A 13,451-nucleotide genomic window follows, 5' to 3' on the forward strand; every position below is an offset into this window, starting at 1 on the left:
CCGCAAGTGGAACACCCCCGCAGCGAGGCGGGACGTCCCACCACGCCACACCCAGCCGACCCTGCAGCGCATCGAGAATCAGCCACCCACGCCAGCCGGTCGGTGGATCGAGGCTAAGGAGTGCAGATGAAGTACGCCGCCGCCTGGGCACGGATCGCGTGCGAGGTTCTCGAAACCCCCTACCCGTACGGCGCCTCGCACGCGTCGCACGGCCCGGACGACGTCGACGTGACCCCGCAGCGGTTGCATCCCGCCTTCCACGGCTCGTACGACTGGCACTCCAGCGCACACATGCAATGGTCCCTGGTCCGGTTGCTCACACTCGCACCGGACCAGGTCGGCCGGCGCCCCGCAGACCTCCTCGACGAACGGCTCACTCCCGAAGCGATCGCGACCGAAGCGGCGTACCTGCGCGACCGGCCGTCGTACGAACGCCCCTACGGCTGGGCGTGGGCGGCCATGCTCGCCGCGGCGGGCAAGGACAGCTGGCCGCTACAACCGCTGGCCGACACCATCGCCGACCTCGTCCTCGGCTGGCTGCCGCGCCAGGCCTACCCGGTCCGGCACGGCGTCCATCTGAACACCGCGTTCGCCCTCGCCCTCCTCCTCGAGGCGTACGGCGACCTCGCCCGCACCGACGTGGTCGAGGCGATCCGAGAACGCGCGATCGAGTGGTTCGGCCAGGACACGGCGTACGACACCCGCTTCGAGCCGTCCGGCACCGACTTCCTGTCGCCGGCGCTGACCGAGGCCGAACTGATGCGACGCGTCCTGAAGGAGGACGAGTACAAGACCTGGCTGACCGCGTTCCTCCCAGGCCTCGGCACCGACCAGCACCAGCACCTGCTCAAGGTCGCGGTCACTGACGACTCGGGCGACGGTCAACTGGCGCACCTGTCCGGTCTGGCGCTCGCCCGGGCCTGGCAGTTGCGCACAATCGCGCCAGCGCTGCCTGACGTCGTGGACACGCTACGAGCAGGCGCCGATCGTCAGGTCGCGGCCGTCCTGCCGACTGTGACCGAAGGCGGCTTCATGTCGACGCACTGGCTGGTCTCGTTCGCCCTGCTGGCAACGCTTGCTGAGTAGTACCCGTCCAGCTGTGCCAGAGCTGGGCATACCAGCCTCCGTCGGCCAGCAACGACTCGTGCGTACCGGACTCGACCACCCGCCCATGGTCGAGTACGACGATCCGGTCCGCCTGCTCGGCCTGCGTCAACCGGTGCGCCACGACCAACGTCGTACGCCCCTCCGTCGCAGCCGCACTCGCTCGCTCCAGCTCACGCGCACCCGCACTACCTGCCTCCGCCGTGGCCTCATCCAGTACGGCGATGGGCGGGTCAGCGAGCACGAGTCGAGCAAACGCGACCTGCTGTGCCTGTGCACCCGTCAGCTGATGCCCGTTCTCGCCCACGACCGTGTCGAGCCCGTCAGGTAGCGCACGCACCCACGCCGACGCACCAACCCGATCCAGCGCTTTCGAAACCTCATCATCGGTCGCCGAAGCCCGGGCCAGCCGTACGTCGTCCACCAACGGCCCGGAGAACACGTGGACCTCCTGGCTCAGCAGAGCGACCTGTGCACGAGTCCGATCCTCACCAAGCTCACGCACATCCGCCCCACCGAGACTCACCGCACCGGCAGTAGGCGTAAGCACTCCCGCCGCGATAGCAGCCAGCGTCGTCTTCCCAGCACCTGAAGCACCAACCAACGCAACCCGCTCACCTGGTTCGAGCCGCAAGGAAACTCCAGCGAGCACCTCCGGCCCGTCATACGCGTGCCCGACGTCCACAAGCTCCAACGACGCGTCAACTGGCGTACGCCCGACCGGCGGTTCTGAGACCGCTGGAATCTCCAGTACGCCGGCCAACCGCGCCAGCCCCGCGGACGCGGTCTGGATCTGGTCGAACTCCATCAGCAGCATGCCGATCGGGTTGAACAGCCGGTGGAAGTACAACGCGGCCGCAGTCACCGCACCGACGCTGACCGCGTCGTCGCGGACCAGGTAGAACCCGGCGACCAGGATCGCGGTCAGGCCGACGAACTCGGCGTGGTTGATCCGCGACGAGAAGAAGCTGAACAGCTTGAAGACCTTGAGCGACAGGTCTCGCGCAACCGCCGAGGTGTTCTCGATCTTGCCCAGCTGCACGTCCTCCAGCCGGTACGCCCGGACCGTCGCGCTGCCGCGCAGGGACGCGATGATCGCCTCGGACCGCTCACCCATCGCCACCCGCTCGTCGCGGTAGAACGGCGCCGAGCGTGGCAGGTACCACCGCAGCGCCCACACGTACATCGGCAGGGCGAGCAGTCCGGCCAGTCCGAGCCGCCAGTCCAGTGCAAACATGCCGACGGTGGTCAGTGCGATCGTCAGTGAGGCCGACAGCAACGCAGGCCCGACCTCGGTCAACGCTGCTGCGACAGACGCCACGTCGTCGCCGACCCGGGACAGCAGGTCGCCTGTGCGCACCTTGTCGAGCACCGGAGCCGGCAGCTGCAGCGCCCGGTCGACCACCTTCTCCCGGATCCGCGCCAGCACTGTCTCGCCCACGTGGGCGACCAGGGTGACGCCAACCGCAGTCAGCACACCAGAGACCAACGCTGCACCGCCGATCACCAGCACCACCCGTACGACGGCCGATCGGTCGGCACCAGCTGCGATGTCGTCGACCAGCACACCGAGCGCCCACGGCGCGACCAGCCCGGCAGCACTCGCCACCGTGATCACCAAGGCTGCCACCACAGACAGGCCGGGCAGCCGGCGGATCTCCTGCCACAGCACGGCCCACGTCGCCCTCGGTCCAGCGACCGGCAACAGGCTCATCGCAGCACCGCTTCCTGGTAGGTGGCGTCGGCGGCGGCCAGCTCGGCATGGATGCCTTCAGCAACCACCGAGCCATCCGACACCACGATCACCCGGTGCATCTTGCCGAGCAGCGCCGGGCTGCTGGTCAGCACCAACGTCGTGAGTCCTTCCCGCACCTCAGCGAGCCCCTCGGCCAGCAGCTCCTCGGTCACCGCGTCCACCGCCGTACTGGGGTCGTGCAGCACCAGCACCGGCGGCTCCGCCAGCAGCGCCCGAGCCAGACCGAGTCGCTGACGCTGTCCACCCGACAGCGACTGACCACGGTCGGCCAGCGGCCGGTCGAGCTCGTCGATCAGGTCAGCAGCACCGGCCGCGGCCATCACCCGCTCCAACTCTCCCGAGTCGACGAGCAGGTTGCTCCGCAGCGTCCCCTCGAACAGGTCGGTGTCGTGCTGCTCCAGCAGGACAGTCCGTCGTACCGCGTCGATGTCGAGCTCCTCGATCGCCGTACCACCGACGAGCAGCTTGCCGGTGTGGTCAGGCGCTCGGCCCGCCACGACAGCCAGCAACGCATCAGCATCCCGGGGGTCGTAGCACAGCACTCCCACCAGCTCACCGGGCCGCAGTGTCAGATCCACCGAGGACAGCGACTTGTAGGAGACGTCCACCAGCTCCAGCAGGGGCTTCGCCGGGTCCAGCGTCGTCGCCGTTCCACTGGCAATCAGCGGTGGCGACGACAGCACGGATGCCAACCGGCCGGCCGATGCACGCGCCATGGCCGCCACCTGGCTCGCATAGCCCAGCGACCCGACCGGCTCCGCGATGAACTGCGCGAGGCCGACCACAGTGATCAGCTCGCCGATCGTGATCCGGTCGGTCAACGCGAAGTACCCAGACACACCGGCGACGGCCGCTAGCAGCAGTCCGCTCAGCGCAGTGGTCACACCGTCCTGCAGCCCGTTGGTAGAGGCCGCACGCAACGTGGCTCGCAACGTCTCCTGACTGGACCGCCGATACCGCTCAGCCGCGTTGTGCTGCGCGCCGATCCCCCGCAACGTCCGCAGCCCGCCGACCAGGTCGGTGGCAAGCGCAGTCGTCTGCGCGACCGCCTCCTGCTGCGACGACGTACGCCGGGTCAACAGCGGAGACAAGGCCTGAATCCCCAGCACCAGCAGCGGTACGCCGATCAGCACCCCAAGCCCCAGTGGTACGTCGACCAGCAGCAGCGACACCGACGACACCACTAGCGCCGTCGTCGCCGCGAACCCGATCGACACCGCCCGCATCATCAAGGCGGCCTTCTCGGCATCGGACGTCGCGATCGACAGCAGCTCACCGGACCGCAGGCCGGTGCGATGACCCCGCGGGTCCAGCACTCGACCGGCGATCTCCAGGCGCAGCGCATGCGTCTCGTACTCGATCGCCCGCACCACCTGGCGAGCACCGGTCTTCCAGGCGTTCGACAGTACGGCGAACAGCACGACCATCATCAGCACACACCAGAGCAGCGGCTCGACGTCGCCGCTGGCCACTGCCCGGTCCACGAAGATGCCGATCGCCACCGGCACGGCCGCCTCGGTCGCCTGGTGCAACGACAGCACCAGCACGCCGGTGATCATCCGCCCACGATGCCGCCGTACGGCGCGCCACAAGAGTTCCCCACTCGACATAGTTAGGCAACCCTAACCCAGCCGAACCGATTGACACCGCCGTCAGTCCGCCGTACGGTCTCGCATCAATAGGAAACTTTCCTAACAGTTGACCCAGTTCAGCGAGCCGACCACATAACAGCGGCGGAGGGAGGCAGGGTTATCCCATGGCAACCACACCCGGAACTCCCCGCCTGCTCCGCGCGATGAACGACCGCGCCGCCCTGGACCTGCTGCTCGCGCAGGGCCCGCTGTCCCGCACCACCCTCGGCAATCTCACCGGCCTGTCCAAGCCGACCGCGTCCCAGCTCCTCGCGCGGCTGGAGGCGGCCGGACTGGTCCGCGCCAGCGGCACGACCGCCGGCCGGCCGGGACCGAACGCCCAGCTGTACGAGATCAACGGCGGGATCGCGTACGTCGCCGGTCTCGACGTGACCCCGAACCGGATCCGCTCGGCCGTCGCCGACCTGACCGGCAAGGTCGTCGGCAGCTACGAACTGCCCACGCCTGGCCGCAGCGCCAAGGGCACGGTCGAGCGGGTGCTCAAGGCGATCGACGGCGCGGCCGGTGAGGCCGGGATGAGCCGCGGCCGGCTGCACCGCGTCTCGATCGGCACCCCAGGCGGTTTCGACCCGACCACCGGCCGGCTGCGGTACGCCACACACCTGCCCGGCTGGCACTCGCCACACCTGCTCGACGAGCTGGCCGCGGCGATCGCGGTACCGCTGGAGGTCGAGAACGACGTCAACCTCGCGGCCATCGCCGAGCAGCGAGTCGGCCACGCCAAGGACAGCGACAACTTCGTCCTGCTCTGGGGCGAGGAAGGCATCGGCGCCGCGGTCGTGATCAACGGCCGCCTGCACCGCGGCGCTACTGGCGGCGCAGGCGAGGTTGCGTTCCTGCCGCTGCCCGGCACGCCGCTGGTCCGCAACGTCGGCCGCAACAACGCCGGCGGCTTCCAGGAACTCGCCGGTGGCGAACCGGTCCTCAAGCTGGCCCGCGAGCACGGCCTCAAGGCACGTACGGCGGAAGCCGCCATCGCGACCGCACTCAAGACCGAGGGCGCCGGCGACGCCGTGCTGACCGAGTTCGCACACCGGCTGGCCGTCGGTCTGGCCGCGATCGTCGCGGTCGTCGACCCCGAGTTGATCGTGCTCGCCGGCGGCGTCATCACTGCCGGCGGAGAACGCCTGCGCGGCCTCGTCCAGGACGAGCTGGCCGACCTCGCCGTACCGCGCCCGCGGTTGCTGATGACCGCGATCACCGACGATCCGGTCCTGGCCGGCGCCCTGCAGTCCGCGCTGACCACCACCCGAGACGAAGTCTTCGACACCGCAGGTCCACCCATCTCCTAGGAGTACGGATGCCAAGCTTCAGCCGAGCACTACTGGCCACCTCAGCCGTTGCACTGCTCGCCACCGCCTGTACCGGTACGTCGACCGCGCCGCAGGCCAGTGACGACGCCACCAGGGACGTCACCATCACCTTCTGGCACGGCTGGAGCGCGCCGGGCGAGGTGGCCCCGATCAACGCCAACATCAAGGCGTTCGAGGCGAAGCATCCGAACATCCACGTGAAGGCCGTCGGCAACATCAACGACGACAAGATCAAGCAGGCGCTGCGCGCCGGCGGACCGAACGCGCCGGACGTGGTGTCCTCGTTCACCACCGACAACGTCGGCACGTTCTGCCAGTCGAACGTGTTCGCGGACCTGAAGCCGTTCCTGGACAAGTCCGGTGTCGACCTGGACAAGACCTTCCCGAAGGCGCTGCAGGACTACACGCAGTTCGAGGGCAAGCGGTGCACGCTGCCGCTGCTGAACGACGCGTACGGCCTGTACTACAACAAGGACGCCTTCAAGGCCGCGGGGATCACCGCGCCGCCGAAGACGCTGTCCGAGTTCGACGCCGCGGCCAAGAAGCTCACCAAGGTCAAGGGCGACTCCTACAGCCAGCTCGGGTTCATGCCGAACTTCCATGGCTACGAGTCGACCACCACGCACTTCGCCGCCCAGTGGAACCCGACGTACTTCACCGGCGACGGGAAGTCGAACCTGGCCGCCGACCCGGCGTTCGCGAAGATGCTCAGCTGGCAGAAGAACCTGGTCACCGAGCTCGGCGGGTTCGCCAAGCTGGAGAAGTACCGCGCCACCTTCGGTGACGAGTGGGGCGCGAAGAACCCGTTCCACACCGGCCAGGTCGCGATGGCGATCGACGGCGAGTGGCGGCTCGGGATGGCCAAGGACGCCGGCGTGAAGTTCGACATCGGGGTCGCGCCGTTCCCGGTCCCCGACGACCAGGCCGACAGCTACGGCAAGGGTTACCTGTCCGGCACCATCATCGGCATCGCGAGCACCAGCCAGAAGCAGAACGCGGCCTGGGAGCTGATCAAGTACATGACCACCGACACCGACGCCGTGGTCAGCTTCTCGAACGCGATCCACAACGTGCCGTCGACGCTCGAGGCGCTGAAGTCGCCGAAGCTGGACGCCGACCCGAACTTCCGGACCTTCCTGGAGATCGCCCAGCACCCGAAGAGCAGCACCACGCCGGCCAGCCCGAACGGCGGCGCGTACCAGCTCAGCCTGCAGGACTTCGGCTTCGCCTACGAATCCGGCAAGGTCACCGACCTGGCCGGCGGGCTGGCCAAGACCGACCAGCAGATCGACAAGGACCTGGCGCAGGTCAAGTGATGGTGCCGGCAGGCCTGCGACAGAAACGCCGCCGGGAAGCCGTCCGCAACGTCGCGTTCCTCTCCCCCTGGCTGATCGGCGTCAGCGTCTTCTTCCTCTACCCACTGATCTCCACCGTCTACTTCAGCTTCATGCGGTACGACGGTTTCACCCCGCCGACCTGGACCGGCCTGAGGAACTGGCAGTACGTCTTCACCGACTACCCGTTCTTCTGGCCGGCGCTGCGGAACACCCTCTGGCTGGTCGTCGTCATGGTCAGCCTGCGGGTGGTCTTCGGGCTCGGCATCGGGCTGCTGATCACCAAGGTCAAGACCGGCGCCGGGTTCTTCCGGACCGCGTTCTACCTGCCCTACCTGGCGCCGCCGGTGGCCGCGACGATGGCGTTCGCGTTCCTGCTCAACCCGGGCACCGGGCCGGTGAACAACATCCTTGGCAGCATCGGGCTGCCGCAGCCGGGCTGGTTCAACGACCCGCAGTGGTCCAAGCCGGCCCTGACGATGCTCGCGTTGTGGGGTATCGGCGACCTGATGGTGATCTTCATGGCGTCGCTGCTCGACGTGCCGAAGGAGCAGTACGAGGCCGCGTCGCTGGACGGAGCGGGCCCGTGGCAACGGTTCCGGTTCGTCACGCTGCCGAACATCTCGCCGATCGTGCTGTTCGCGGTCGTCACCGGCGTGATCCAGACGATGCAGTACTACACCCAGCCACTCGTCGCCGGAAAGGTGGCGAGTGGCGTGATCGGTGGCTCGGGGCAACAGTTCGAGCCGGGCTATCCGGACAAGTCGACGCTGACATTGCCGCAACTCGTTTATCACTTGGGATTCCAGCGGTTCGACACGGGCGGAGCGTCCGTGATCGCGCTGGTGCTGTTCGTGCTGGCGATGGTGTTCACCGCGTTCCTGATGCGCCGCGGCAGCGGCTTCCTGGCGACCAACGACTGAGAGGAGCATTCATGACCATCTCCGTTGCGGCCGCGCCGATCGGGATCACGTCGGCTGCCCGGGCGGCACGCCGTACCAGGGTGCTGGAGTGGGTCGCGGTGCACTCGCTGGCGATTGCGGCGGCGTTGTTCTTCGTGCTGCCGTTCCTGTTCGTCTTCCTGACCGCGGTGATGAGCGATCAGCAGGCGCTCACCCGGGACCTGTGGCCGAACAGCTGGCACTGGGAGAACCTGCGGACAGTGTGGGAGACCCCGGGATTCCTGACCTGGTGGAAGAACACCCTGATGTACGCCGGTCTCGGCACGGCGCTGACGTTGTTGTCGAGCATCCCGGTGGCCTACGCGCTGGCCCGGTTCAAGTTCCGCGGGCGGAACCTCGCGCTGATGCTGGTCATCTCCACGATGATGCTGCCGCCGCAGGTGGTGATCGTGCCGATGTACCTGTTCTGGGCCAAGCAGCTGCACCTGTCCGGGACGCTGTGGCCGCTGATCATCCCGATGGCGTTCACCGACGCGTTCTCGGTGTTCCTGCTCCGGCAGTTCCTGCTCACCATCCCGAAGGACTACGTCGACGCGGCGAAGGTCGACGGCTGCGGTGACTTCAGGGCGCTGGTCCGGATCGTGCTGCCGATGGCGAAACCGGCCGTCGCCGCGGTCGCGCTGTTCCAGTTCTTCTACTGCTGGAACGACTACTTCGGTCCACAGATCTACGCCAGCGAGAACCCGGCGGCCTGGACGCTCAGCTACGGCCTGGAGTCGTTCAAGGGCGCCCACCACACCAACTGGAACCTCACCATGGCGGCCACGCTGCTGGTGCTGGCGCCGGTGATCATCCTCTTCTTCTTCGCCCAGAAGGCCTTCATCGAAGGCGTCACACTCACAGGGGTCAAAGGTTGAAACTCACAGTCGTAGGCGGCGGATCCACCTACACTCCCGAACTCGTCGACGGCTTCGCCCGGCTGCGTGACAGCTTGCCGGTGACCGAGCTCGTCCTGGTCGATCCAGCCGCCGACCGGCTCGAGCTGGTCGGCGGCCTGGCCCGGCGGATCTTAGCCAAGCAGGGCCATCCCGGTCGCGTGGTCACCACGACCGATGTCGATGCGGGCATCGACGGCGCGGACGCCGTACTGCTGCAACTGCGGGTCGGCGGGCAGGCCGCTCGGAACGAGGACGAGACATGGCCGCTCGAGTGCGGTTGCGTCGGCCAGGAGACCACGGGAGCCGGCGGGCTCGCGAAGGCGTTGCGGACTGTTCCGGTGGTGCTCGACATCGCCGAGCGGGTACGGCGTACCAACCCGGACGCGTGGATCATCGACTTCACCAACCCGGTCGGGATCGTGACACGGGCGCTGTTGTCGGAGGGACACAAGGCGGTCGGGTTGTGCAACGTGGCGATCGGGTTCCAGCGACGGTTCGCTTCGTTGCTGGGGGTCGAGCCGGAGCAGGTGTCGCTGGATCACGTGGGACTCAACCACCTGACGTGGGAGCGCGCCGTACGCGTTAACGGCGAGGACGTGCTGCCGAAGCTGCTCGCTGACCACGCGGCCTCGCTGGCTGACACTTTGAAGCTGCCGGCGGACTTGCTCCAGCAGTTGGGCGTGGTGCCGTCGTACTACCTGCGCTACTTCTATGCACACGACGAGGTCGTGCAGGAGTCGCTGACGAGGCCGTCGCGGGCGGCCGAGGTGGCTGCGTTGGAGGAGCAACTGCTGTCGCTCTACGCGGATCCGTTGCTGGACGAGAAGCCTGCATTGCTCGAGCAGCGGGGTGGGGCCTACTACTCCGAGGCTGCGGTCGCGCTGGCGTCGTCGCTGCTGAACGACACCGGCGACGTCCAGGTCGTGAACACGCTGAACAGCGGCACGCTGCCGTTCCTCCCGGACGACGCGGTGATCGAAGTACCGGCCGTGGTCGGCGCCAGTGGTGCGCGACCGTTGCCTGTGGCACCTGTCGAGCCCTTGTACGGCGGTCTGATCAGTCACGTCACGGCGTATGAGGACCTGGCCCTGGAGGCTGCTCTGAAGGGCGGCGCCAAGCGGGTGTTCAACGCGCTGCTGGCGCATCCCCTGGTCGGGCAGGTCTCGATCGCGCGCGAACTCACGGACAGGCTGCTGGCGCACAACTCGGCGTACCTCCCGTGGGCCCGATGATCGTCCCAGGCGGCGTGCTCGCCTTCGACGCCGGCAACAGCAAGACAGACGTCGCCCTCGTCGCCGCCGACGGATCGGTCCTCGGTACGGCGCGCGGCGGCGGATTCGAGCCGCAGATCATCGGAGCCGCTGCGGCAGTCGCCGGACTCGAGCCCCTCGTGATCGCCGCAGCCGCGGCGGCCGGGTTCGAGGTCGGCGACGTACCGCTGGCCCAGCAGGTGTCCGCGTGCCTGGCGAACGCGGACCTGCCGATCGAGGAGGAGTGGCTGGCGGATGCCTTCGACTCCTATGGGTGGGCGGAGTCGGTGCACGTCACCAACGACACTTTTGCGTTGTTGCGGGCCGGCGTCGACGAGCCGCTCGGGGTGGCTGTGGTGTGTGGTGCGGGGATCAACTGCGCGGGCCTGCTACCCGACGGGCGGACCGCGCGGTTCCCGGCGCTCGGCAAGCTGACCGGGGATTGGGGCGGTGGGCAACAACTCGCCGAGGAGGCGATGTGGGCCGCCGCCCGGGCCGACGACGGACGTGGGCCGGCGACCGCGCTGGTCACCGCGTTGTCGTCGCACTTCGGCGTCTCGTCGCTGACCGCGCTGTTCGAGGGCCTCCACCTCGGCGACATCTCGGCGTCGCGAAAGCTGGAGGCGACACCGTTGCTGTTCCAGCTCGCGGCTGCGGGTGATGCGGTCGCGGCGGCGATCGTACGGCGTCAGGCCGAGGAGATCGTGTCGATGGCGACTGTGGCTCTCCGGAGGTTGGACCTGCTGGACGAGCCGGTGCCGGTGGTGCTCGGCGGCGGTGTGTTGACTGCCGGCCACAGGTTGCTGGTCGACACCGTCGTACACCTGCTTTTCGAGGCCGCTCCGAAGGCGGTGCCGCAGGTGGTCGACGTACCGCCGGTGGTGGGGGCGGCACTGCTAGGGCTCGACCAGATCGGCGCGCCACTGGAGGCCCACGCAGAACTGCGGGCCGCGTTCCTGCTTGAACGGAGTTCTGTAGAGGTGTAATCATGATTACATGAGTACGAAGACTGTGAGTGAGCGGGTGCGGGGCTGGCTGACCGGGCGGCTGCCGGGCGAGTGGTTCGAGGGTGAGCCGGAGCTGTCCATCGACCGGGACGAGATCCTGATCGTCGGGCGGATTCCGGCGCCCGAGCAGAAGGCCGACGTCAGCGCCGCCGAGCGGTCCGCGGCCGAGGAAGGCCGGATCAAGCAGTACCGCGAGGACACCCGCGAGCGGCGGATCGAGATCGCCCGCGAACTCGAGCACGCCACCCGGCGCAAGGTCGCCTGGGGCGTCCGCTGCGGCGACACCAAGACGATCTTCACGTCCCTGTCCGCGCCGGTGATGACGCGACTGCGCCAGCCCGAACGCCAGGTCCTCGACACCCTCGTCGACGCCGGCGTCGCCCGCTCCCGCAGCGACGCCCTCGGCTGGTGCGTCAAACTCGTCGCCCAGCACAGCGAAACCTGGCTCTCCGACCTCCGCGAAGCCATGACCAAGGTAGAAGACGTCCGCCGCGCAGGCCCCGACACCGCGGAGGACTGACCGACCACCCTTTCCCTCACAACTCAGACTCCAAGGGCGTCACAACTGAGAGGTTGATCACGCCCAGTTACGGCCGTCGCACCTACGGGAGCGGCGGCCGTAACTGTTGCTTCGGGGGATTCTCATGAAGGTAGTGGCGTCGACATCTTGCCTACTTCGTGGGTCTATGTTCACATTATGGGTAGTTGAAAGCCCCACCTGTCCCCAGCTGCCCGTTCTGAAGGACGTCCGCTCATGACTTCTGATGTCGGAGTACTGATCAACACAGCGATCGCGATCCTCGCGATCGTGGTTCTCATCGTCCGGTTCCGGGTGAACCCGGTGATCTCCCTCGTGGTCGGCTCGCTGTACCTCGGCCTGGTCAGCAAGCTCGGCCTCGACAAGACCGTCGAGACCATCACCAAGGGCTTCGGCGACATCATGGCCGAGGTCGGCCTGCTGATCGCCTTCGGCGTCCTGATGGGCTCGATCCTGCAGGAGCTCGGCGCGATCGAGCGCCTGGTCAGGCACCTGCTCAAGCTGTTCGGCCCGAAACGCCTCCCGTACTCGATGGCGCTGACCATCGCGACCATGCTGCAGTCGATCTACCTCGACGTACTGCTGGTCATCTCCGCGCCGCTGGCCCGTTCGGCGGCCCGCCGGATCGGCCCGCTCGGCCGGGCCCGGATGGCCACCGCGCTGGCGATCGGCCTGGAGTGCGGCATCGTGCTGATGGTTCCCGGCGTCGGCGCGCTGGCGCTGGCCGCGCTGCTGAAGGTCCCGCTCGGCAAGATGCTGATCTGGGGTCTGGTGCTGATCATCCCGACCGTGCTGATCGCGATCACGATCATGACCTTCCTGTTCCGCCGCGGCTTCTGGAACGAGGCCGTCGACGAGCAGCAGGACGTCCTGACCGAGACCGCCGAGGTGAAGGACACCGTGACGGTCGGCGGCGGCTCGGGCGAGAGCTCGTCCGACGTACGACGTACCGGATCGGCCGGTGGTGCTGGTGACGCCGCCGACGTGGACGAGAGCGGGCAACCGCCGCTGTTCGTGCTGTTCGTGCCGATGCTGACCGCACTGCTGCTGATCGGCTTCGGCGCGATCGCCGAGGCCGCGAACTGGGAGAACAAGATCGTCGCGCTGATCTCGGACCCGGTGGTCGCGCTGCTGGTCGGCCTGATCGGGACCTGCCTGATCGGCCGGTACGCGATGGGCCAGCCGCGGGTGGAGAAGGCGATCGCCCGCGGGTTCAAGGAGAGCGGCCAGATCCTGATCCTCACCGCGGTCGGCGGTTCGCTCGCCGCCGTGGTCGCGGCCGGCGGACTCGGCGACATCCTGCGCGAGTACTTCAGCGCCAGCACGGTGGCCCCGCTGCTGCTGGTCTGGGTGATGGCCGCCGCCCTGCACGTCGCGGTCGGCTCGGTGACCATCTCCGCCATCACGGCCGCCGGCATCCTCGCCCCGATCGCCCCGGCGCTCGGCCTCGACCCGGTCCTGATCGCGCTGGCGGCCGGCTCCGGCTCGCTGTTCGCGGTCCACGTCACCAGCAACACCTTCTGGCTGCTGCAGTCGCTGATGGGCCAGACCACCCGCGGCACGCTGAAAAGCTGCACGATCGGCGTCTCGGTCGCCTCGGTGGTCGCCATTGTCCTGCTGATGCCTCTGAGCCTCCTGTTCTGAATCACAACCCAAC

11 protein-coding genes are annotated in these 13,451 nt (G+C 68.0%); 9 read left to right on the forward strand and 2 right to left on the reverse strand.

The genetic code is table 11. The annotated features are described in order from the left end of the window. Window positions 1–126: 126 nt before the first annotated feature. The gene (locus AB0H36_RS35700) at window positions 127–1,086 is read left to right on the forward strand and encodes a DUF2891 family protein (RefSeq protein WP_360534167.1); all 960 of its coding nucleotides are present in this window, start codon (window positions 127–129) and stop codon (window positions 1,084–1,086) included. Here the strand turns inward: AB0H36_RS35700 and AB0H36_RS35705 are convergent. Continuing rightward, window positions 1,031–2,818, reverse strand: coding sequence for an ABC transporter ATP-binding protein (locus AB0H36_RS35705; protein WP_360534169.1), 1,788 nt, complete (start codon window positions 2,816–2,818; stop codon window positions 1,031–1,033). The two genes, AB0H36_RS35700 and AB0H36_RS35705, sit on opposite strands and share 56 nt — an antisense overlap. Beyond that, window positions 2,815–4,470: an ABC transporter ATP-binding protein gene (locus tag AB0H36_RS35710; protein ID WP_360534171.1), complete on the reverse strand. Its 1,656-nt coding sequence runs from the start codon at window positions 4,468–4,470 to the stop codon at window positions 2,815–2,817. The genes AB0H36_RS35705 and AB0H36_RS35710 overlap by 4 nt, the downstream gene beginning before the upstream one ends. Before the next feature lie 146 nt (window positions 4,471–4,616). On the opposite strand from AB0H36_RS35710, the gene AB0H36_RS35715 reads away from it, so the two are divergent. The 8 genes from AB0H36_RS35715 to AB0H36_RS35750 all read left to right on the forward strand — a co-directional run bounded on the left by AB0H36_RS35715 (window position 4,617) and on the right by AB0H36_RS35750 (window position 13,438). Further along, on the forward strand, window positions 4,617–5,804 hold the full coding sequence (locus tag AB0H36_RS35715; protein WP_360534173.1) for an ROK family transcriptional regulator: 1,188 nt from the start codon (window positions 4,617–4,619) through the stop codon (window positions 5,802–5,804). 8 nt (window positions 5,805–5,812) lie between these two features. Continuing rightward, a complete protein-coding gene (locus AB0H36_RS35720) occupies window positions 5,813–7,141 on the forward strand; it encodes an ABC transporter substrate-binding protein (RefSeq protein WP_360534175.1) in 1,329 nt (442 codons plus the stop codon). Continuing rightward, window positions 7,141–8,082 (forward strand): sugar ABC transporter permease, encoded by a 942-nt coding sequence (locus AB0H36_RS35725; RefSeq protein ID WP_360534177.1) that lies wholly within the window; start codon window positions 7,141–7,143, stop codon window positions 8,080–8,082. Before AB0H36_RS35720 ends, AB0H36_RS35725 begins: the two co-directional genes overlap by 1 nt. An 11-nt stretch (window positions 8,083–8,093) precedes the next feature. Then, entirely contained in the window at window positions 8,094–8,978 is an 885-nt protein-coding gene (locus tag AB0H36_RS35730; RefSeq protein ID WP_360534179.1) for a carbohydrate ABC transporter permease, read from the forward strand. Beyond that, window positions 8,975–10,231 carry a 6-phospho-beta-glucosidase gene (locus tag AB0H36_RS35735; protein ID WP_360534181.1) on the forward strand — a complete coding sequence of 419 codons (1,257 nt, stop codon included), beginning with the start codon at window positions 8,975–8,977 and terminating at the stop codon, window positions 10,229–10,231. The genes AB0H36_RS35730 and AB0H36_RS35735 overlap by 4 nt, the downstream gene beginning before the upstream one ends. Next, window positions 10,228–11,235, forward strand: coding sequence for a BadF/BadG/BcrA/BcrD ATPase family protein (locus tag AB0H36_RS35740; RefSeq protein WP_360534183.1), 1,008 nt, complete (start codon window positions 10,228–10,230; stop codon window positions 11,233–11,235). Before AB0H36_RS35735 ends, AB0H36_RS35740 begins: the two co-directional genes overlap by 4 nt. Before the next feature lie 10 nt (window positions 11,236–11,245). After that, window positions 11,246–11,776 carry a hypothetical protein gene (locus tag AB0H36_RS35745; protein WP_360534185.1) on the forward strand — a complete coding sequence of 177 codons (531 nt, stop codon included), beginning with the start codon at window positions 11,246–11,248 and terminating at the stop codon, window positions 11,774–11,776. Window positions 11,777–12,010: 234 nt separating this feature from the next. Further along, window positions 12,011–13,438 carry an SLC13 family permease gene (locus AB0H36_RS35750; protein WP_360534187.1) on the forward strand — a complete coding sequence of 476 codons (1,428 nt, stop codon included), beginning with the start codon at window positions 12,011–12,013 and terminating at the stop codon, window positions 13,436–13,438. The last annotated feature ends 13 nt before the right edge of the window (window positions 13,439–13,451 follow it).

Origin of the sequence: Kribbella sp. NPDC050820 (genome assembly GCF_040653975.1) — a bacterium.
In the GTDB taxonomy this organism is placed as follows: domain Bacteria; phylum Actinomycetota; class Actinomycetes; order Propionibacteriales; family Kribbellaceae; genus Kribbella.